Below are 20,130 nucleotides of genomic sequence, written 5' to 3'. Positions count from 1 at the left end.
TTCGTGCGATCGACCGACGTATCGGCCGCTCAGGCGTCGGTGGCGACCGGGGCCGTGGCGGTGACCGCGGCGAGGATCTCCGGACCGTGCTCGGCGACAAGGGAGACCGCACGGCGATGCGCCCAGGCCAGCAGAGGGATCGCGACGACCACCTCGACCACCACCGCGAGGTACGACAGCGGGGTCGGGAGCAGTAGTCCGATCGCGATGCCGGGGGCACAGATGAGAGCCATGGCGGGAATGGCGGTCAGGGACCAGCGCACGCTGGCCCCCGACATCGAGCCGCGCGAGTTCATCGACGAGATCGACGAACCCGGTGGCACACGGTAGGGGGCGAGGGCGGGGAGCAAGGCCGCGACCGATGCCGCGGTCGCCGCGCCGCCGACGATGACCGACACCGCGACCGGCCAGGTGGCCGGGTCGGTGTGCCGCACGATGCGTGCGACCACGGTGCCGACGACGCCGACGGTCAGGGCCAGCGATGCCGCCAGCGTCATGCGGGCGCGGATGACCAGGGCCGCGGCCGCGGGAGCCGTGATCAACACCGCGAACGCCCACCTGTCGAGACCGAAGGTGTTGGCCAGCATCGACCCGCACATGAACACCACGAGCGGTGCGCCGAACTGCATGCCATAGGCGTCGGTGCCCGAGAGCATCAGCACCACACCGATCACGATGAACGCCAACGGCAGGATGGCGAGGCCGAGTCGCTGGGGATCGGTGACGAGCATGCGTGCCTCGGTGCGCAACACGAGCACGGTCGGGGACGCGGTGACCCGTCGAGGGCTCTCACCGCGCCGCGTGCTCGTCGCCGCCGAGACCGCGTCGGAGTACATCGCCTGATCGATCCGTCGTGACCACGTCACGTAGAGGGCGCCGGCCAGGAGGAACAGGCCCCCGACGACCAGCACCGCGAGCCACCACCGACTCGAGGGGATCGACTCGCCGGCCACGACGGGCCAGCCGGTCGGGAGCACGCGCGCGGCCACCTGCAGCGCCTGGTTGCGTGGATCGATGACGCCCTGCGACAGCAGCAGATACACGACATAGATCGCCGCGACCGCCACGACACTGGTCACGGTGGCCACGATGCGTCCGGTCTGCGACCGCATGGCCTGCGCGTAGGTCAGTCCCACCACGCGCGAACCGATCACCCCGATCGCCGCGGTGGGTGGGATCGCGACGACGGCGACGACGATCGCGGCCACGTCGAGGTCGGGTCCGGTGGCGAGCGCGAGAGGCACGAGCAGCAGCGCGACGATCGCGAACCAGAGCCCGGGGCCGCGCAGCATCGCCCGTCCGGACGCGGTGCGCAGCGCGTCCGCGGACACCGGCAGATGTCGGACATCGGTCGGCGCGACACCGGCCGGTCGACTCGCGATGAGCGGTGCGATCGCGAGCGCCCCGATCACGACGAGGGCACACAGGGCCGCGGTGGTGCGGCGAGGCGCACCGGCGTCGGTGGCCATCGTGAGCCCCACCATCGCGACAAGTAGCAGGAAGGCGAACGCGCCCACCAGGATCCGCAGCGCGACGGGCGTGGGCGAGGCGCCGCGGATGGCGCGGTCGAGATCGAGCAGCGCGGCGACGGTGTCGCGGGTCGGGCTCGACACCGGGTCCGAGGCCGGCCGTGACGTGTCGCTGCTCATCGGACGCCGTTCCCGCCGTCGAGCCAGTCGAGTCCGGGCGCAGCGGTGTCCGCACCGTCCGCCGCGGATTTGTTCACCGTGTCGACGAGGATCGATTCGAGGCTCGTGCCCGCACGCACCGCGGCGGTCTCGCCCGCGGTGACCAGTCGCCCCTTGTCGAGGATCGCGACGTGCGTGCAGATCTGTTCGATCAGAGTCATCGAGTGGCTCGAGAGCACCACCGTGCCGCCGGTGGCGGTGAAGCGTTGCAGGATCTCGCGGATGGTGACCGCCGAGACCGGGTCGACCGCCTCGAGCGGCTCGTCGAGGACCAGCAGCCGCGGGGAGTGGATGAGCGCGGCGGCGAGGCCGATCTTCTTCTTCATGCCCGCCGAGTACGAGCTGACAGGTTTGTCGGCGCTGCCGGCGATGTCGAAGACGGCCATCAGGTCGGCTGCGCGGGCGTCGGCGACATCGGTCGCGAGTCCCTGCAACACCCCGACGTGACGCAGGGCCACGTGGCCGGGCAGCGCCTCGGACATCGTGGGGCCGTCGGGGAGCAGTCCGACGCGGCCACGGGCGGCGACCGGATCGGCCCACACGTCGTGTCCGTCGAGGAACGCCGACCCGTGCGACGGACGCAGCAGACCGGTGGCCATCGACAGCCACGTCGTCTTCCCCGCGCCGTTCGCACCGACCAGTCCGTAGAGCGATCCGCGCGGGATGGCCAGGCTCACCCCGGACACCGCGACCTGTCCGTCGTACATCGCCGTCGCGGTGCCGTACACCTTGGTGAGCTCGCGGGTCTCGAGTGCCGGGACCGCGGCCGGGGTGGCATCGGACGCGTCGGGGGTGCGGGGATGATCGGGGTACACAGGTGGCCTCTCGGTCGACGTACCGGAATCTTTCGCTGGGCGAATCATATGTGCCGACCAGGCCGGGCGGGGTGAGAGGGATTTGTTCGCGACCTGCAGGTTCACCTACACTTGATCGGTTGCCTGCGGCACGGTTGTGTCGCGAACCCGAGCGCGAACCCTTCGCGGCCCTCATCGGCCGTGGTCAGGCGTGCGAACGGTGGCAGCGGACCGCGTGCGTCGGGTCGGAATCCGGCGTACACACCCACCAGGTCTGAGGAGATCAAACAGTGATCCAGCAGGAGTCACGCCTGCGGGTCGCCGACAACACCGGTGCCAAGGAAATCTTGTGCATCCGTGTGCTCGGAGGCTCGTCTCGCCGGTACGCCGGCATCGGCGACGTCATCGTCGCCACCGTCAAGGACGCTATCCCCGGCGGCAACGTCAAGCGCGGCGAGGTCGTCAAGGCCGTCATCGTGCGCACCACCAAGGAGCGCCGTCGCGCGGATGGTTCCTACATCCGCTTCGACGAGAACGCCGCCGTCATTCTCAAGAACGAGAGCGATCCGCGTGGAACCCGCATCTTCGGCCCCGTGGGCCGCGAGCTGCGCGACAAGCGCTTCATGAAGATCGTCTCGCTGGCCCCGGAGGTGCTCTGACATGAAGGTTCACAAGGGCGACACCGTGATCGTCATCTCGGGCAAGGACAAGGGCGCGAAGGGCAAGGTCATCGAGTCCTACCCCACGCGTAGCAAGGTCCTCGTCGAGGGCGTCAACCGCATCAAGAAGCACACCTCCGCAGCGCAGTCCGAGCGCGGCGCCTCGTCCGGCGGCATCGTCGTGACCGAGGCCCCCATCCACGTCTCGAACGTGATGGTCGTCGACGCCGACGGGACCCCGACACGCATCGGCTACCGCACGGACGACGAGACCGGCAAGCGCGTGCGCATTTCCCGCAAGAACGGGAAGGACATCTGACATGACCACCACCGAGAACAAGGTGCAGCCCCGTCTCAAGGCGCGCTACCGCGCCGAGATCAAGGACGCGCTGAACGAAGAGTTCAAGTACGACAACGTCATGCAGATCCCCGGCGTGGTCAAGGTCGTGGTGAACATGGGTGTCGGCGACGCCGCCCGTGACGCCAAGCTGATCAACGGCGCGGTCAAGGACCTCGAGCTGATCACCGGTCAGAAGCCGGAGATCCGCAAGGCCCGCAAGTCGATCGCACAGTTCAAGCTGCGCGAGGGCATGCCCATCGGCGCGCGCGTCACCCTGCGTGGCGACCGCATGTGGGAGTTCCTCGACCGGCTCGTGTCGATCGCGCTTCCCCGTATCCGCGACTTCCGTGGCCTGTCGGACCGTCAGTTCGACGGCAACGGCAACTACACGTTCGGTCTCAACGAGCAGTCGATGTTCCACGAGATCAACATCGACAACATCGACCGGCCCCGCGGTATGGACATCACGGTGGTCACCACGGCAACCCTCGACGACGAAGGCCGCGCGCTGCTCCGTCACCTCGGGTTCCCGTTCAAAGACAACAGCGTGAAGGACAACTGACATGGCAAAGAAGGCTCTGGTCAACAAGGCCAACGCGAAGCCGAAGTTCAAGGTCCGCGGCTACACCCGGTGCAACCGCTGCGGCCGCCCGCACTCGGTGTACCGCAAGTTCGGCCTGTGCCGAATCTGCCTGCGCGAGATGGCGCACGCCGGCGAGCTGCCCGGTGTGCAGAAGTCGAGCTGGTGACACCGCACCACCGGTAGACACGCACCACTGATCGACCGACGAAGGCCCGAGTCCACGAGGACTCGGGCCTTTGTCGTCGGTGCCTCGCGGAAATCGTCCGGAGTCAGGGGCGTCGTGGACACTACGGCCGCACCCCGCCCCGAATCGGACGATCTCGGTGGATCCGATTGTTGACGCGCCCCGTCGTACTGTCATGGACCACGGGGTGTTCACGACGGCTGAGCTGCTGGCGGTGGGCGCATCGGAGAACCGGCTTCGTCGTGCGGTGGCCGATGGTGATCTCTTCCGTCTCCGTTCGGGCTGGTACGCCCGCCCCGACGCGGATCCGGGCGTGAAGGAGGCGGTGTCGTCGGGCGGAGTGCTCGGATGCGTGTCGGCGCTCGCCTTTCACGGGGTGTGGACGGCGCCCGGATATCCCGCACTCCATGTTCGTCGGAGCAAGGCGCTCCAGGACGGGGCGCGTCCCGGCTGCAAGGGCGTCGGATCACCGCGACCGACAGTCACCGCGGTCGACCCGGTCTCGATCGCCCTGGGCTGCGCCGTGCGATGCATGAGCGCCGAGGACTGGATCGCGGTCTGCGACTCGGTCTTGCACCTGCGTCTCGCGGATCGCGCCGACATCGTTGCCGCTCGGACCGCAGGGCCGCGGGTTACTGGACCGTTGTGAGGCCCGTGCGGAATCGGGAACCGAGTCGTTGGTCCGGGTCCGATTGCGGGCGATGGGGTTCTCGGTGATCGTGCAGCCTCGGATCGAGGGCGTCGGGCGCGTCGACCTGCGGGTGGGCAAGCTGCTCATCGAGTGCGACAGCAAGGCGCACCACACGAGCATGGCGAATTACCGCAATGATCGGCGCCGCGACCGGTGTGCCCTGGTTCGAGGGTGGCTGAAGATGCGGCTGACGTACGAGGACGTCGTCTACGCCCCCGCCGTCATCGCATCCGGTGACCGGGATCGTCCGACGGGCGGGCCGGCGTGTCCATGACGACCACGACGGCCCGCATCGCCGACACTCTCCGCGGCGATGCCCTGCGTCAGCGCTTTTTCTTGCGCCGCTGCGCGCGGTTGGGGCCGGTCGCCCTCGAGATGACGCGTGGGCCGACGTCACGCGCGAATCCCTCGACCCCCTTCAGATACTGGTCGGCCGGCCGCAGCGAGTACCGCTGCTCCCAGGGATAGAACCCGTGATCGTCGGGCCACACCACCTGCAGCACAGGACTGTTCGGGAAGAGCGCACGGTGCACGCGGAGATCGGTGGTGTCGACGGCCTCGACGAGTGTCACCGCGAGGTCGACGCTCTCGGTGTAGATCTCGGTCTTCTCGGCCACCAGGCGCTTCCACGACCGCACGTCGAGTTCTTCGGTGACATCGCAGAGCACCTCGACGGCGTCCTCGGCGCCGAGTCCGTACACCGCGAGTTCCGGCTCGCCGATGAGCGACCGGCCACTGGTGTACGCATACGGACACGCGGCGGCGCGCGCTTCCGGATCCTTCGCGTGCGTTGCACACAGATCCTCGGCCACGGTGATCGCCAGGCCGAAGTTCCGGATGCGGCTGATCGTGTCGCGCACCACGGGATCGTCGTGCCAGCGGGGCATTCCGGGCAAGCTCGGTTGCGGGTCGGTCATGTCGGTCTCCTTCGTTCGGGGAGCTCGAGCGGACCATCGGCCACCGACGAATCGAACCGTCCGGCAGCCGGTTCGGATCGGGTTGTCCACAGATCGGCTGTTGTCGATATCCAGCGCGGAGATCGTCCGAACGGTGCGACGCCGTGGTTGTGTTGCCCACAACGGCCCGCTGCTCGGACGATCTCCGTAGGTTCAGACCATGGCCAAGCTGATCTACGTGGTGTGGGGGAGTGGCGTCGGTGGGGTCCTGACCGATACCGCCACCCGCGCGGCGCTGCGGGCGGCGGGTGCGACGCGGCTGCAGATCAACATCGGGGGCACGCCGGAACTCGATGGCGCGATGACGCTGTCGACCTTCACGCCGCCGATCGATGCCGTGGTGAGCGTGTGGACCGACGCCGACCCGACACCGGTGGCCGACGTTCTCGCCGGCCGGTCCGACCGCGTCGTCGGGTGGGAGGTCGTCGAACGTCGGCCGATCGAACCGCCGCCGACACCCGACGGGGAACCGGCCGACGCGATGGCCAACGTCGCCTTCCTGCGACGACCGGCGTCGGTCGACCGCGACGAGTGGCTCCGCCGCTGGCTCGACGACCACACGCCGGTCGCGATCGCCACCCAGGCCACCTCCGGCTACATCCAGAACATCGTGATGCGATCGGTCACCGCCGACACCGAACAGGTCGACGCCATCGTGGAGGAACTGTTCCCCCTCGCCGCGGCCCGCGACCTCCACGCGTTCTACGGCAGCGGAGGAGACGACGCCGAGCTCACCCGCCGGATGACCGCGATGCTCGACAGCGTCGTCCGGATCGGCGCCCACGAGAACATCGACGTCGTGCCGACGCGGCGTACCGTGTTCTAGTCCTGACGTGCGATTTGGCGTGGTCGGCGCCGATCCCTACACTAGAACGGTTGCCCGGACTCGGGCGCGCTCTCGCGTGCCCGCCACCGTTCGAGGTGACCACACAATTTTCGAACGTCACAGCTCGAAAGTGCCGGTGGTGCTCACGCACCACCGGGGTACCACCCCTCACCGGCGATCGCCGGTGAGGACATGCACAACACGCTTCGTAGCAGGCCCACGACGTGACGTGAGAGGCCGCCGGGCGCCCCGAGGGCGACGACGGAACCGACACGCGCGTGCTGCATGGGAACCGCCACGAGAAAGGTTGACGGTCACTCATGACCATGACTGATCCGATCGCAGACTTCTTGACACGTCTGCGTAACGCCAACTCGGCGTTCCATGACGAGGTGACCCTGCCGTCGTCGAAGATCAAGGTGAACATCGCCGAGATCCTCAAGCGCGAGGGCTACATCACCGAGTTCCGTACCGAGGACGCGGCGGTGGGCAAGAGCCTCGTCGTCACCCTCAAGTACGGCCCCAGCCGTGAGCGGAGCATCGCCGGCCTGCGCCGCGTCTCCAAGCCCGGACTGCGGGTCTACGCAAAGTCCACCAACATGCCGAAGGTGCTCGGCGGCCTCGGCGTGGCCATCATCTCCACGTCCTCGGGCCTGCTGACCGATCGCCAGGCAGCCAACCAGGGCGTCGGCGGCGAAGTCCTCGCCTACGTCTGGTAAGGGGCCAACACAATGTCGCGTATTGGAAAGAACCCGGTCGCCATCCCGGCCGGAGTCGACGTGAAGATCGACGGGCAGGCCGTCTCGGTCAAGGGCCCCAAGGGTGAGCTCTCGCTGACCGTGGCCGAGCCCATCTCGATCGCCAACGAGGACGGCACCATCGTGGTGACCCGCCCCAACGACGAGCGCCGCAACCGCTCGCTGCACGGCCTGAGCCGCACCCTGGTGGCGAACTTGGTCACCGGCGTGACCCAGGGCTACACCACGAAGATGGAGATCTTCGGTGTCGGTTACCGCGTGCAGCTGAAGGGCAAGGACCTCGAGTTCGCCCTCGGTTACAGCCATCCGGTGCCGATCGAGGCCCCCGAGGGCATCACCTTCGCGGTGGAGTCCCCGACCAAGTTCTCGGTCTCGGGCATCGACAAGCAGCAGGTCGGGCAGATCTCGGCCAACATTCGCCGCCTGCGGCGTCCGGACCCATACAAGGGCAAGGGCATCCGCTACGAGGGTGAGCAGATCCGCCGCAAGGTCGGAAAGACGGGTAAGTGACATGACTGAAACCAGCACCACCACCAAGCGCGTGCCGGTCGGCAAAGATGTGTCGACCCGCCGCCGTCGGTCCACGAGCCGTCGCCACTTCCGGCTGCGCAAGAAGATCAGCGGCACCCCGCAGCGACCGCGTCTCGTGGTCAAGCGGTCGTCGCGGCACATCCACGTCCAGCTGATCGACGACCTGGCCGGCAACACCCTTGCCGCCGCGTCGACGATCGAGGCCGACGTGCGCAGTGCCGGCGGCGACAAGTCGGCGCAGAGCCGCAAGGTCGGCGAGCTGATCGCCGCCCGCGCCAAGGCCGCGGGTGTCGAGACGGTCGTCTTCGACCGTGGCGGGCACGACTACCACGGACGGATCGCGGCACTCGCCGACGCCGCCCGCGAGGGAGGCCTGCAGTTCTGATGACCACCACACACACCAGCACTCACAGTGCACACGGAAGGACCATCTGATGCCGGGACGTCAACGGCGTGACGGCGGAACCGGACCCGCCACCAGCACCGATCCGAACGCACCCGCGACCGCGGGCGCAGCCGACAACCGAGGCGGCGGCGACCGTCGCGGTGGCGGCGGCGACCGTCGTGGCGGTGGCCGCGACGGCCAGCGCGGCGGACGCGAGCAGGACAAGAACCGGCTCGAGCGCGTCGTCGCCATCAACCGCGTCTCCAAGGTCGTGAAGGGTGGACGTCGGTTCTCCTTCACCGCCCTCGTGGTCGTCGGTGACGGCCAGGGCATGGTCGGCGTCGGCTACGGCAAGGCCAAAGAGGTCCCGGCCGCCATCCAGAAGGGCGTCGAAGAGGCTCAGAAGAACTTCTTCCGCGTCCCGCTGATCGGCTCCACCGTCACCCACCCGGTCCAGGGTGAGGCGGCTGCCGGTGTCGTCATGCTGCGTCCGGCCTCGCCCGGTACCGGTGTGATCGCCGGCGGCGCGGTGCGTGCCGTGCTCGAGTGCGCGGGCGTCCACGACGTCCTCGCCAAGAGCCTCGGCAGTGACAACGCCATCAACGTCGTCCACGCCACCGTGGCCGCACTGAAGATGCTGCAGCGTCCCGAAGAGGTCGCGGCCCGCCGCGGCCTGCCCATCGAAGACGTCGCACCCGCGGGCATGCTGCGGGCGCGCGCCGGACAGGGAGTGTGACCGACATGGCAGAGCTGAAGATCACCCAGATCAAGGGCACGGTCGGAACCAAGAGCAACCAGCGTGACAGCCTGCGGACCCTCGGACTGAGGAAGATCCGTCAGACCGTCACCCGCGAGGACACCCCGGCCAACCGCGGCCTCATCAACGTGGTGCGCCACCTCGTGACAGTCGAAGAGGTTTAGTCATGACCATCAAGCTCCACCACCTTCGCCCCGCTCCGGGTGCGAAGACCGAGAAGACACGCGTCGGTCGCGGTGAGGGATCCAAGGGTAAGACCGCCGGTCGCGGCACCAAGGGCACCAAAGCGCGCAAGAACGTCCCGGCCGCCTTCGAGGGCGGGCAGATGCCGATCCACATGCGGCTGCCCAAGCTCAAGGGCTTCACCAACCGCAACCGCGTCGAGTACCAGGTCGTGAACCTCGGTGACATCGCGCGGCTGTTCCCCGAGGGGGGCTCCATCGGCGTCGACGACCTCGTCGCCAAGGGTGCGGTCCGCAAGAACGAGTTGGTCAAGGTCCTCGGCGACGGCGACCTGTCGGTTGCCGTGCAGGTCACCGCCAACAAGTTCTCCTCCTCGGCAACCGAGAAGATCAGCGCAGCAGGTGGCAGCACCACGGTGCTGTGACACCGAGGTCTCCCGTGGTGTCCGACGTTCAGACGGGCACCACGGGGACCACTGTTAGAGTTCAAGAGTTGTCCGGTCACCGCCCGACACCCGACTCGTTCGGGGCCGGAACGGAGACCACCGTGATCACCGCCGATCGTCCTCGCGCCCCGCGCAAGGAGTTCGGCCGACCATAACGACTGATCACCCCTGTGCGACTGCGTCGACCACGGTTTCCCGTGGCTCCGGCGTGATGCCGCAGGCAGGCGCGTGCTCGTTCGGCAGGAGGAATTAGTGCGTTCCGCCTTTGTCTCGGCCATCCGGACACAGGACCTGAGACGGAAGATCCTCTTCGTCATCGGGATCATCATCCTGTACCGCCTGGGCGCGACCATCCCTTCACCCGGTGTCGACTACCGCCAGGTGCGTTCCTGCCTCGACGAGGTATCGCGCGGCGATTCGGCCGGCATCTACTCGCTGATCAACATGTTCTCCGGCGGCGCTCTCCTGCAGCTGTCGGTGTTCGCGATCGGCATCATGCCGTACATCACCGCCAGCATCATCGTGCAGCTCCTCACCGTGGTGATCCCCCGGTTCGAGCAGCTGCGCAAGGAAGGCCAGTCCGGCCAGGCCAAGATGACGCAGTACACCCGCTACCTCACGGTGGCGCTGGCGCTGCTGCAGTCGACCGGCATCGTGGCCCTGGCCGATCGTGGCGATCTGCTCCGTGACTGCTCCACCGGCAGCGAGATCCTGCGCGACAAGTCGATCTTCGGCCTCATCATCATCGTGCTCGTCATGACCGCGGGCGCCTGTGTCGTCATGTGGTTCGGCGAGCTGATCACCGAGCGCGGCATCGGCAACGGCATGTCGCTGATGATCTTCGCCGGCATCGCCGCACGCATCCCCGCCGAGGGCAAGCAGATCCTCGACACCCGTGGCGGCCTCGTGTTCGCGCTGGTGCTCGTCGCGGCCCTGGCCATCATCGCGGGCGTGGTGTTCATCGAACAGGGTCAACGCCGAATACCCGTGCAGTACGCCAAACGCATGGTCGGCCGGAAGATGTACGGCGGGTCCTCGACCTATCTGCCGTTGAAGGTGAACCAGGCCGGCGTCATCCCCGTCATCTTCGCGTCGTCGCTGCTGTACCTCCCCAACCTGATCGTGCAGCTCACGCAGAGCAGCACCGGCGAGCAGCCCACGTGGCAGCGGCTGATCCAGACCTACCTGGTCAACCCCAGCAACGGCGTCTACATCGCCGTGTACTTCCTGATGATCATCTTCTTCACGTACTTCTACGTGGCGGTGACGTTCAACCCGCAGGAACGTGCCGACGAGATGAAGAAGTACGGCGGCTTCATCCCGGGCATCCGTCCGGGCCAGCCCACGGCCGACTACCTCGGTTACGTGCTCAGCCGCATCACGCTGCCCGGCTCCATCTACCTGGGCGTGATCGCGGTCCTGCCCAACCTGTTCCTCGAGATCGGCAACAGCGGCGGTGTGCAGAACCTGCCGTTCGGTGGCACCGCGGTGTTGATCATGGTCGGTGTCGGACTCGACACCGTGAAGCAGATCAACAGCCAGCTGATGCAGCGCAAGTACGAAGGGTTCCTGAAGTGAGACTCGTGATCCTGGGCCCTCCCGGCGCCGGCAAGGGAACGCAGGCCGAGATGCTCTCGGAGAGCCTCGGCATCCCGCACATCTCCACCGGTGATCTGTTCCGCGCGAACATCACCGAGGGCACGCCGGTCGGCATCGAGGCCAAGAAGTACCTCGACGCCGGCAACCTGGTGCCGTCGGAGATCACTGTCGACATGGTGCGTGCCCGGGTCGCCGAGCCCGACGCCACGGGTGGCTTCATCCTCGACGGGTTCCCCCGCTCGACCGAGCAGGCCGACGCCCTCGGTCAGATCCTCGACGACGCGGGCTCGAAGCTCGACGCCGTGCTGTCGTTCGAGGTCGACGAGGACGTCGTGGTCGAGCGCATGCTCGCCCGCGGTCGCGCCGACGACACCGAGGACGTCATCCGCAACCGCATGCAGGTCTACCTCAAGGAGACCTCGCCGCTGCTCGACTACTACGGCGAGCAGGTCACCGTCATCGACGCGATCGGTGACGTCGGCGAGGTCCACCAGCGCGTACTGCGCGCGCTCAACCCCTGAGTCACGACGCCATGGGTCTGCGCAAACAGAAGGTCGTACCGTTCAAGTCCGCCGGTGAGCTCGACGCCATGGAGGCGGCTGGCCGGATCGTCGGACAGGCGCTCGTCGCGGTCCGTGAGGCCGCGAAGGTCGGCGTCAGCACACTCGAGCTCGACGAGATCGCCGAGACCGTCATCCGCGAGGCGAACGCCGTCCCGTCGTTCAAGGGCTACCACGGGTTCCCCGGCTCGATCTGCAGCTCGGTGAACGACGTCGTCGTGCACGGCATCCCCTCGAAGGACATCGTGCTCGCCGAGGGCGATCTGGTGTCGATCGACTGCGGTGCGATCCTCGACGGCTGGCACGGCGATTCGGCGTGGACGTTCGGCGTCGGCGACCTCAGTGAGGCCGACTCCGCGCTCAGCGAGGCGACGCGGACGTCGATGCTCGCCGGTATCGCCGCGATGATCCCGGGCAACAAGCTCACCGACGTCTCCCACGCGATCGAGGTCGCCACGCGCGAGGCCGAGAAGACCCACGGCCGCCCGTTCGGCATCGTCGCGGGCTACGGCGGACACGGCATCGGCACGCAGATGCACATGGAGCCGTTCCTCGCCAACGAGGGCAAGCCCAACCGCGGCCCCGGGCTCGTGGTCGGCAGCACGCTGGCCATCGAACCGATGCTGACCCTCGGCACCGTCGAGACCTCGGTCCTCGACGACGACTGGACCATCGTCACCGACGACGGCTCGCGTGCCGCCCACTGGGAGCACACCGTCGCGGTCACCGAGGACGGCCCGCGCATCCTCACCCCGCGGCCGTAGGGCGTCGTCTGCGACCGGTTCGAGCGATTCGAGCCGGCTGCGCACCGAGTGTTCACGTGTGAACACACGTGACGTCACCGTTCGTTTTCTCCGGGCCGCGACTCTCTGCGGGTGCCTTCCGTCACCGACCGAACCCTGCCTGATGCGGGTTCAGTGGGGGCGGGCTCGCGCGGACGGTTCCGGTGGCGCGGTCGCCCCTGGCGCGATTACGTCCTCTTCCTCGTCATCGTCGGCCCGAACCTGGCGCTTCTGGGTGTCTTCACCTACCGACCGCTGATCGAGAACATCCGACTGTCGTTCTACGACTGGAACATCTCGTCGGACACCATCAGGTTCCTGGGCGTCGACAATTACGTCGAGTGGTTCACCCGCGACGACACCCGCACGATCGTCGCGAACACCGTGATCTTCACCGTCGCAGCGGTTCTGGGATCCATGGCTGTCGGACTGGCTCTCGCGCTCCTGCTCGACCGCGCTCTTCGTGGCCGGAACCTGGTGCGGTCGATCGTGTTCGCGCCGTTCGTGATCTCCGGCGCCGCGATCGGTATCGCGTTCCAGTTCGTCTTCGACCCCAACTTCGGCCTGATCCGCGATCTCATGCACCGCCTCGGACTCGGTACACCACCGGACTTCTATCAGGACCCGCACTGGGCGCTGTTCATGATCACGGTGACCTACCTGTGGAAGAACGTCGGTTACGCCTTCGTCATCTACCTCGCTGCGCTCCAGGGGCGTCGCGACGATCTCGCCGAGGCCGCCTCGATCGACGGCGCGTCGTCATGGACCTACTTCCGGCGCGTCCTGCTGCCGCAGCTGCGGCCCACGACATACTTCCTCTCCATCACCGTGATGCTGAACTCGCTGCAGGTGTTCGACATCATCAACGTCATGACCCGCGGCGGGCCGTTGGGCACCGGGACGACGACGATGGTCTACCAGGTCTATGAGGAGTCGTTCGTCAACTTCCGCGCGGGATACGGGGCGACCGTCGCCACCGTCATGTTCGTGGTCCTTCTCGTCGTCACGGTGGCGCAGGTGCGCACCATGGACCGCGGGCGGGACGCGTGACCCGCACGCGCACAGCGCAGGTCGCGGGGTACGCGGCGATGGTGCTCGTGGTCCTCCTGATCGCGGTGCCGCTGGCGTGGGTGGTGCTGACCTCGTTCAAGGAGCGCGGCGACATCTACGTGCAGCCCGCGATCTGGTGGCCGAGGATCTTCGCGGCGTCGAATTACTCCGACGCGACGACGTCGGTGCCGTTCGGGCGCTTCCTCCTCAACTCGGTGATCGTCACCGGCGCCCTCGGGATCATCAAATTCGTCCTCGGCATCGCCTCGGCCTACGGTCTGGTGTTCTTGCACTTCCCCTTCAAGCGGTTCATCTTCGTCGTGATCATCGCCGCGCTGATGGTGCCCAACCAGATCACCGTGATCGTCAACTACTCGCTCGTCGCCCAACTCGGATATCGGAACACGTTGCTGGGCATCATCATCCCGCTCGCGGGCGTCGCCTTCGGCACCTTCCTCATGCGCAACCATTTCCTGTCGATCCCGCCCGAGATCATCGAGGCCGCTCGGATGGACGGTGCGGGCCACCTGCGTCTGCTCCTGCGGGTGGTCCTACCGCTGTCGGGTCCGACGATGGTCGCCTTCGCCGTGATCACCATCGTCAACGAGTGGAACGAGTACCTGTGGCCGTTCCTGATGGCCGACGACTCGTCCGTCGCGACCCTGCCGGTGGGACTCACCAAACTGCAGAACAGTGACGGGCTCACCAACTGGGGACCGGTGATGGCCGCGACGGTCCTCGCCATGCTCCCTGTCCTGGCGGTGTTCCTGGTGCTGCAGCGCCAGATGATCCGTGGTCTGACCTCCGGTGCCGTCAAGGGATGACACCTCCCACAACGAAAGTGACACGAACATGGTCGAATTGAGTCGCCGCGGCTTCCTCGCCGCCGGTATCACCGCCGCCGCCGGCGCCGCGCTCACCGCGTGCGTCGGGTCCGGGAACTCGGGCGGAGGATCGTCGTCCGGAGGCGACGCGAACACGATCACCTGGTGGTCGAGCCATCCCGGTAAATCGACCGATGTCGAGAAAGAACTCATCAACCGGTTCCAGCAGGCGAACCCCTCGTTGAAGGTCCAGCTGGTCGACGGTGGCAAGAACTACGAGGAGGTGGCGCAGAAGTTCAACGCCGCGCTCTCCGGCGGTGCCGTCCCCGACGTCGTGATGCTGTCTGACGTCTGGTGGTTCAACTTCGCGCTCATCGGCGCCATCGCGCCCCTCGACGACCTGTTCGGGAAGGCGTCGGTCGACACCTCGGACTACGTCGACTCGCTGTACAGCGACTACAACTGGAACAACAGGCACTGGGCCCTGCCGTACGCGCGGTCGACCCCGCTCTTCTACTACGACAAGGCCGTGTGGCAGCAGGCGGGACTGCCCGACCGGGGACCGACCAGCTGGCAGGAGTTCGACGAATGGGGCCCGCGGCTGCAGAACGTCGTCGGGTCGGGCAAGCTCGCGCACGGCTGGGGCAACGCCACCGACTACCTCGGCTGGACGTTCCAGGGACCGGTCCGCACCTTCGGCGGGCGCTACTCGGACGGTTTCGATCTGAAGTTCACCGAGCCGGGCAGTATCGCGGCGGCGAACTATCTGCGCAGCTCCATCCACGAGAAGAAGTACGCGGCGATCTCCAACGACATCGCCAACGACTTCGGTGCGGGCATCATCGCGTCGACGATCGCCTCCACCGGCGACCTGTCCGGCATCGTGAAGAACGCGAAGTTCGACGTCGGGACCGCGTTCCTGCCGGCGCCGAACGGCCCCGGATGTGTCACCGGTGGAACCGGACTCGCCATCCCGGCGAAGATCAGTGACGAGCGCAAGCTCAACGCGCTGAAGTTCATCGACTTCATCACCAACACCGACAACACCGCGTACTTCTCGCAGAAGGTCGGGTACATGCCGGTGCGGAAGTCGGCGCTGTCGTCGTCGGCGACGGAGCAGTTCCTGGCGAAGAACCCGAACTTCGCGACGGCGGTGAACCAGTTGCCGAAGACGACGTCGCAGGACTACGCCCGGGTGTTCGTGCCGGGCGGCGACAAGATCATCGGCACCGGTTTCGAGCAGATCGGTCTGCGCAACGCCGACGTGAACTCGACGATGTCGTCGGTGCAGTCGCAGATCCAGCAGATCATCGACCGGCAGATCACGCCGAAGCTGCCGAAGTAAGCCGTGGCATCCGTCGAATTCGACTCCGTCACCCGGGACTTCGGCTCCGGACGACCTGCCGTCGACCAGTTGTCGCTGGACATCACCGACGGTGAGTTCCTCGTCCTCGTGGGCCCGTCCGGTTGCGGCAAGTCGACCAGCCTGCGAATGCTCGCCGGCCTCGAGCCGATCCAGTCGGGGCGCGTCCTCATCGACGGCGTCGACGTGAGTGGACGTGCACTCAAGTCCCGCGACGTGGCGATGGTGTTCCAGAACTACGCCCTGTACCCGAACATGACCGTCGCGCAGAACATGGGCTTCGCGCTGCGCAACGCGGGGATGAGCAAGGGCGACACCGCGACCGCCGTCGACGAGGCAGCGCGGATGCTGGAGTTGACCGACGTCCTCGGACGGAAGCCGTCGGCGTTGTCGGGCGGTCAACGGCAACGTGTTGCGATGGGTAGGGCGATCGTTCGGCGTCCCAAGGTGTTCTGCATGGACGAGCCGCTGAGCAACCTCGACGCGAAGCTGCGGGTGAGCACACGCGCCCAGATCGCCTCGCTGCAACGACGTCTCGAGACCACCACCGTCTACGTCACCCACGACCAGGTGGAGGCGATGACGATGGGGGACAGGGTGGCGGTGCTCCGCGACGGGGTGCTGCAGCAGGTGGCTCCGCCGCGGCAGTTGTACCTCGATCCCGACAACGCGTTCGTGGCCGGCTTCATGGGATCGCCGGCGATGAACCTGCTCGACGACGTCGTCGTGACCGAGGGAGCCGCGACACTGGGCGGGCTGGCCCTGCACGCACCGTCGGCGGTGGCGACGTCGTCGGTGACGGTCGGCGTCCGTCCGGAGTCGTGGGAGCTGACCTCTCCCTCGACCGACACCCTCGACTGCCGCATCGATCTCGTCGAAGAACTGGGCGCAGAACAGTTCGTGCACTGCACCCCGCTCGACCGTGCCGTCGGGGTACGCGGCGGGAAGGTCGTCGTGCGCATCGACCACCGCCGCAGCGTCGCCGTCGGCGACAGGATCGGGCTGCAGGTGCCCGACGCGGACACGAGCTACTGGTTCGACGCGTCGTCAGGAGACCGCATCCGCTGAGCGGTCAGTCGGTGGCCCGTAGCCACCGTGCCCCGACGAAGTCGCGGTTGCGTCCGGTGTCGGCCAGAGTCCACTCCGACCGCACCGGCAACACCGGGCGTCCGGAGCCGAGCGTGCAGGGTGCGAAGTGCACCCACATCTCGTCGATGAGACCCGCCGCGACGTACTGCGCGGCGAGGTCGCCGCCGCCGACCACCCACACGTTGTTCTCCCCAGCGGCCTCGAGTAGGCGGGGATGCAGGTCGGTGACCGCGCCGGAGAACGCCTGCACGCCATCGTGATCGCGGCGGACGATCTCGGGTCGGTGCGTCACGACCCACGCAGGCATCTCGTACGGCCAGGCGCCGTCCTCGTGCTCGACCACCCACTCATACGTCGTCGCACCCATCACGATCGCGCCGATGCCGGCGATGAACGGCGTGTAGCCGCCGAACCCGTCGGTGTCGATGTCGCGCGAGGTCAGCCAGTCGAGGCTGACGTCGTCGTCGACGATGAAGCCGTCGAGGCTCGATGCGGTGTAGTAGATCGTCGACACACGGGACCTCACATCTCGATCAGGATGGTCACCGGTCCGTCGTTGACGCTGTGCACGCGCATGTGGGCACCGAACCGGCCGGTGGCCACCGTAGCGCCGAGATCGGACAAAGCGGTCGTGAATCGGTCGACGACGGGCTCGGCCACCGCGCCCGGGGCCGCGGCGTTCCACGATGGTCGACGCCCCTTCGTCACGTTGGCGTACAGGGTGAACTGACTGATCACGAGTATCGGTGCGTCGAGATCGGCCGCCGATCGTTCGCCGTCGAGGATGCGCAGCCGCCAGACCTTGTCGGCCAGCGCGTTCGCGGTGTCGTCGGTGTCGTCGTGGGTGACGCCCACCAGTGCCACCAGTCCCTGGGCGCCGCCCTCGAGGTCGAGCCGTCCGACGATCTGATCGTCGACCTCGACGTGTGCCGCCGTCACCCGTGTCACCACTGCGCGCATGGGAACCGACGCTAGCCCGTGTCGAAATCTCCGATCGCGTCAAGATCGCGCGGCCCCGCGTCAGGATCCCGTTCAGATCCTGGCGCCCGCCCGGGGCCGGGGGTGATCGTGAGACCGTGACCACCGCGCAGCGCATCCGTCCGACCTGCACCTCCGACATCGCGCTGTCGGCGCGCGGGGTGGTGGTCGTCCCCGTCGACGACGTCGCGGCGCCGTGCCACGAGGCCATCGTGCGCGCACGGTGCTTCGGTCGGATGGTCCGTGCGGTGCACGTGTGTCCCGCCGGTGCCGATCATCAGGAGCTGCGACGGTGCTGGCAGACCGCGCACCCGCTGGTCGACCTCGTGATCATCGACGCGCGACCCCACGAGCGGGCCGCGACCCTCATCGCCGACTGGGTGCACGTGATGAGTTCGGTCGACGATCTGCTGGTGGTCCTCGCCGACGGGACCGAGGCCGGCGACGCCCACGCGTTGTCGACCGATCTGGCCACCGCACTCGACGCCGCACTGGTCACGTCGCCGAAGGTGCTCGTCGCCCACCTGCACGTCGGTTGACCCGACGCCGGCGACGGAAGCAAACGACCCGACCCGGGGTTGAGTGATGACATGACCACAGCGACCGGAAGACACGCGTTCGGCACCCATGGCATCTGGGCCCCCTTCTCCGGGGTCACCGGCGATCAGGCCGGGCGCATCGAGCAACTCGGCTACGGCACCATCTGGCTGGGCGGGTCGCCGACGTCGCTGACCCCCGCACGGCGCCTGCTCGAGGCGACGTCGGGCATCCGGGTGGCCACCGGCATCACCAACATCTGGAACACCGACCCCGCGGCCATCGCGAGGGAGTTCGCCGACCTCGACAAGGACTTCCCGGGCCGGTTCTACCTGGGTGTGGGTGTCGGCCACCGCGAGGCCACGCAGGAGTACGCCTCGCCGTACGACTCGATGGTCGACTACCTCGACGTCCTCGACGCGAACGGACTGCCCGTCGGGCGTCGCGTGCTCGCCGCGCTGGGACCGAAGATGCTGCGCCTGGCCGCCGACCGATCGCTGGGCGCCCACCCGTACCTGACGACCCCCGACCACACGCGGTACGCGCGCGAGCAGATGGGTGACGGCGCGTTCCTCGCACCCGAACAGAAGATCGTGCTCGAGACCGACGCGGTCACCGCCCGCGAGATCGGTCGCCCGCCGGTGGAGAACCCCTACCTGCACCTGCGCAACTACGTGGCCAACCTCAAGCGACTCGGCTACACCGACGCCGACATCGACAACGGCGGGAGCGACGCCCTCATCGACGACCTGGTCGCCCACGGCGACGCCGACACCGTGCGTGCCAAGGTCGACGCGCATCTCGCGGCCGGCGCCGACCATGTCGCGATCCAGGTGCTCGGTGCTGACGACATCACCGATGTGCTGGAGTTGCTGCCCGCGGGCTGACCTGCGATTTGGAGGGGCGCGCGCAGAGAGCGTAAAGTAGATCGCTGGTGCGCTTCGCGCCGGTACTGCCGTGTCCACAGGTTGTCGACAGTGGACTCGGTTCCGGCGAATCGGCTCGGTGATCAGCAGTCTCGCTCACATCACCGGCCGACGTGCGTACCGACACGGTAAACGAGATGTCGTCGCCTCGTGCGGCGGCAGAGATTGTGGAGGACATGGCCAAGAAAGACGGCGCCATCGAGGTCGAAGGCCGCGTGGTCGAGCCCCTGCCGAATGCGATGTTCCGCATCGAGCTGGAGAACGGTCACAAGGTGCTCGCGCACATCAGCGGCAAGATGCGGCAGCACTACATCCGCATCCTGCCCGAGGACCGCGTGGTCGTGGAGCTCTCGCCCTACGATCTCGCCCGCGGTCGGATCGTTTACCGCTACAAGTAGCGACTTCCCGGGTATCCACCCGGGTGGCACCACCCCCGACGGCTCGCTGCGGCGTGCCCGAGGAACCCCACCACCGAGAGGCACAACGACGTGAAGGTCAACCCGAGCGTCAAGCCGATCTGTGAGAAGTGCAAGGTGATCCGCCGCAACGGCCGGGTCATGGTGATCTGCGACAACCTGCGCCACAAGCAGCGTCAGGGCTGATCTGCACTCGATACGACCACCGCGTCGCATCACAGATCGC

General features: G+C 67.4%; 29 protein-coding genes. 24 read left to right on the top strand and 5 right to left on the bottom strand.

Going from position 1 to position 20,130, the window contains the following annotated elements; translation table 11 throughout:
* Positions 1–29 precede the first annotated feature (29 nt).
* Positions 30–1,649, bottom strand: coding sequence for a hypothetical protein (locus OG579_RS07215; protein ID WP_328858585.1), 1,620 nt, complete (start codon positions 1,647–1,649; stop codon positions 30–32).
* Complete coding sequence (locus OG579_RS07210; RefSeq protein ID WP_328858584.1) at positions 1,646–2,503, bottom strand: ABC transporter ATP-binding protein; 858 nt, start codon at positions 2,501–2,503, stop codon at positions 1,646–1,648. The genes OG579_RS07215 and OG579_RS07210 overlap by 4 nt, the downstream gene beginning before the upstream one ends.
* A gap of 269 nt (positions 2,504–2,772) precedes the next feature.
* Here OG579_RS07210 and rplN point away from each other — a divergent pair, with 269 nt between their 5' ends.
* From rplN to OG579_RS07180, 6 genes are all read left to right on the top strand, one after another.
* Positions 2,773–3,141 carry a 50S ribosomal protein L14 gene (gene rplN / locus OG579_RS07205; protein WP_045823676.1) on the top strand — a complete coding sequence of 123 codons (369 nt, stop codon included), beginning with the start codon at positions 2,773–2,775 and terminating at the stop codon, positions 3,139–3,141.
* A 1-nt stretch (position 3,142) separates the two neighbouring features.
* Positions 3,143–3,460, top strand: a complete 318-nt coding sequence (gene rplX, locus OG579_RS07200) for a 50S ribosomal protein L24 (protein WP_045823675.1) — start codon at positions 3,143–3,145, stop codon at positions 3,458–3,460.
* A gap of 1 nt (position 3,461) precedes the next feature.
* Positions 3,462–4,043 carry a 50S ribosomal protein L5 gene (rplE, locus tag OG579_RS07195; RefSeq protein ID WP_055792507.1) on the top strand — a complete coding sequence of 194 codons (582 nt, stop codon included), beginning with the start codon at positions 3,462–3,464 and terminating at the stop codon, positions 4,041–4,043.
* Between the two features lies 1 nt (position 4,044).
* Complete coding sequence (locus OG579_RS07190) at positions 4,045–4,230, top strand: type Z 30S ribosomal protein S14 (RefSeq protein ID WP_045823673.1); 186 nt, start codon at positions 4,045–4,047, stop codon at positions 4,228–4,230.
* Positions 4,231–4,435: 205 nt separating this feature from the next.
* Positions 4,436–4,897 (top strand): type IV toxin-antitoxin system AbiEi family antitoxin domain-containing protein, encoded by a 462-nt coding sequence (locus OG579_RS07185; RefSeq protein ID WP_328858583.1) that lies wholly within the window; start codon positions 4,436–4,438, stop codon positions 4,895–4,897.
* A 64-nt stretch (positions 4,898–4,961) separates the two neighbouring features.
* Entirely contained in the window at positions 4,962–5,213 is a 252-nt protein-coding gene (locus OG579_RS07180) for a hypothetical protein (protein WP_328858582.1), read from the top strand.
* 49 nt (positions 5,214–5,262) lie between these two features.
* On the opposite strand, the gene OG579_RS07175 is transcribed toward OG579_RS07180, so the two are convergent.
* The gene (locus tag OG579_RS07175) at positions 5,263–5,856 is read right to left on the bottom strand and encodes a DUF4262 domain-containing protein (RefSeq protein ID WP_328858581.1); all 594 of its coding nucleotides are present in this window, start codon (positions 5,854–5,856) and stop codon (positions 5,263–5,265) included.
* A 199-nt stretch (positions 5,857–6,055) separates the two neighbouring features.
* On the opposite strand from OG579_RS07175, the gene OG579_RS07170 reads away from it, so the two are divergent.
* From OG579_RS07170 to OG579_RS07105, 14 genes are all read left to right on the top strand, one after another.
* The gene (locus tag OG579_RS07170; RefSeq protein WP_328858580.1) at positions 6,056–6,721 is read left to right on the top strand and encodes a hypothetical protein; all 666 of its coding nucleotides are present in this window, start codon (positions 6,056–6,058) and stop codon (positions 6,719–6,721) included.
* A 320-nt stretch (positions 6,722–7,041) separates the two neighbouring features.
* The gene (gene rpsH / locus OG579_RS07165) at positions 7,042–7,440 is read left to right on the top strand and encodes a 30S ribosomal protein S8 (RefSeq protein ID WP_045823670.1); all 399 of its coding nucleotides are present in this window, start codon (positions 7,042–7,044) and stop codon (positions 7,438–7,440) included.
* A 12-nt stretch (positions 7,441–7,452) separates the two neighbouring features.
* Positions 7,453–7,989, top strand: a complete 537-nt coding sequence (gene rplF / locus OG579_RS07160) for a 50S ribosomal protein L6 (protein WP_045823669.1) — start codon at positions 7,453–7,455, stop codon at positions 7,987–7,989.
* A 1-nt stretch (position 7,990) separates the two neighbouring features.
* Positions 7,991–8,395: a 50S ribosomal protein L18 gene (gene rplR / locus OG579_RS07155; protein WP_045823668.1), complete on the top strand. Its 405-nt coding sequence runs from the start codon at positions 7,991–7,993 to the stop codon at positions 8,393–8,395.
* Positions 8,396–8,444: 49 nt separating this feature from the next.
* On the top strand, positions 8,445–9,131 hold the full coding sequence (gene rpsE, locus OG579_RS07150; protein ID WP_045823667.1) for a 30S ribosomal protein S5: 687 nt from the start codon (positions 8,445–8,447) through the stop codon (positions 9,129–9,131).
* Positions 9,132–9,136: 5 nt separating this feature from the next.
* On the top strand, positions 9,137–9,316 hold the full coding sequence (rpmD, locus tag OG579_RS07145; protein ID WP_045823666.1) for a 50S ribosomal protein L30: 180 nt from the start codon (positions 9,137–9,139) through the stop codon (positions 9,314–9,316).
* A gap of 2 nt (positions 9,317–9,318) precedes the next feature.
* Positions 9,319–9,759 (top strand): 50S ribosomal protein L15, encoded by a 441-nt coding sequence (rplO, locus tag OG579_RS07140; RefSeq protein WP_328858579.1) that lies wholly within the window; start codon positions 9,319–9,321, stop codon positions 9,757–9,759.
* Between the two features lie 273 nt (positions 9,760–10,032).
* Positions 10,033–11,358 (top strand): preprotein translocase subunit SecY, encoded by a 1,326-nt coding sequence (gene secY / locus OG579_RS07135; protein ID WP_045823664.1) that lies wholly within the window; start codon positions 10,033–10,035, stop codon positions 11,356–11,358.
* The gene (locus OG579_RS07130; RefSeq protein WP_045823663.1) at positions 11,355–11,900 is read left to right on the top strand and encodes an adenylate kinase; all 546 of its coding nucleotides are present in this window, start codon (positions 11,355–11,357) and stop codon (positions 11,898–11,900) included. Before secY ends, OG579_RS07130 begins: the two co-directional genes overlap by 4 nt.
* A gap of 11 nt (positions 11,901–11,911) precedes the next feature.
* Positions 11,912–12,703 (top strand): type I methionyl aminopeptidase, encoded by a 792-nt coding sequence (gene map / locus OG579_RS07125; RefSeq protein ID WP_328858578.1) that lies wholly within the window; start codon positions 11,912–11,914, stop codon positions 12,701–12,703.
* Between the two features lie 111 nt (positions 12,704–12,814).
* Complete coding sequence (locus OG579_RS07120) at positions 12,815–13,771, top strand: carbohydrate ABC transporter permease (protein WP_408068759.1); 957 nt, start codon at positions 12,815–12,817, stop codon at positions 13,769–13,771.
* A gap of 38 nt (positions 13,772–13,809) precedes the next feature.
* Positions 13,810–14,595 (top strand): carbohydrate ABC transporter permease, encoded by a 786-nt coding sequence (locus OG579_RS07115; RefSeq protein ID WP_328859182.1) that lies wholly within the window; start codon positions 13,810–13,812, stop codon positions 14,593–14,595.
* 28 nt (positions 14,596–14,623) lie between these two features.
* On the top strand, positions 14,624–15,940 hold the full coding sequence (locus OG579_RS07110; RefSeq protein ID WP_328858577.1) for an ABC transporter substrate-binding protein: 1,317 nt from the start codon (positions 14,624–14,626) through the stop codon (positions 15,938–15,940).
* Positions 15,941–15,943: 3 nt separating this feature from the next.
* Entirely contained in the window at positions 15,944–17,026 is a 1,083-nt protein-coding gene (locus OG579_RS07105) for an ABC transporter ATP-binding protein (protein WP_328858576.1), read from the top strand.
* A gap of 4 nt (positions 17,027–17,030) precedes the next feature.
* Here OG579_RS07105 and OG579_RS07100 read toward each other — a convergent pair whose 3' ends face one another.
* Both OG579_RS07100 and dtd read right to left on the bottom strand, forming a co-directional pair.
* Positions 17,031–17,561, bottom strand: coding sequence for a dihydrofolate reductase family protein (locus OG579_RS07100; protein ID WP_328858575.1), 531 nt, complete (start codon positions 17,559–17,561; stop codon positions 17,031–17,033).
* A gap of 8 nt (positions 17,562–17,569) precedes the next feature.
* Entirely contained in the window at positions 17,570–18,007 is a 438-nt protein-coding gene (gene dtd / locus OG579_RS07095; protein ID WP_328858574.1) for a D-aminoacyl-tRNA deacylase, read from the bottom strand.
* 116 nt (positions 18,008–18,123) lie between these two features.
* Here dtd and OG579_RS07090 point away from each other — a divergent pair, with 116 nt between their 5' ends.
* The 4 genes from OG579_RS07090 to rpmJ all read left to right on the top strand — a co-directional run bounded on the left by OG579_RS07090 (position 18,124) and on the right by rpmJ (position 20,090).
* Entirely contained in the window at positions 18,124–18,564 is a 441-nt protein-coding gene (locus OG579_RS07090; protein WP_150116547.1) for a hypothetical protein, read from the top strand.
* 51 nt (positions 18,565–18,615) lie between these two features.
* Positions 18,616–19,449, top strand: coding sequence for an LLM class F420-dependent oxidoreductase (locus OG579_RS07085; protein ID WP_328858573.1), 834 nt, complete (start codon positions 18,616–18,618; stop codon positions 19,447–19,449).
* Positions 19,450–19,664: 215 nt separating this feature from the next.
* A complete protein-coding gene (infA, locus tag OG579_RS07080; RefSeq protein ID WP_007616247.1) occupies positions 19,665–19,886 on the top strand; it encodes a translation initiation factor IF-1 in 222 nt (73 codons plus the stop codon).
* Between the two features lie 90 nt (positions 19,887–19,976).
* The gene (rpmJ, locus tag OG579_RS07075; protein WP_013127970.1) at positions 19,977–20,090 is read left to right on the top strand and encodes a 50S ribosomal protein L36; all 114 of its coding nucleotides are present in this window, start codon (positions 19,977–19,979) and stop codon (positions 20,088–20,090) included.
* Positions 20,091–20,130: the final 40 nt, after the last annotated feature.

Source organism: Williamsia herbipolensis (genome assembly GCF_036153515.1).
Lineage (GTDB): Bacteria > Actinomycetota > Actinomycetes > Mycobacteriales > Mycobacteriaceae > Williamsia_A > Williamsia_A herbipolensis.
The sequence above is the reverse complement of the archived record's forward strand: the minus strand, read 5'-3'. Positions and strand labels throughout refer to the sequence as shown.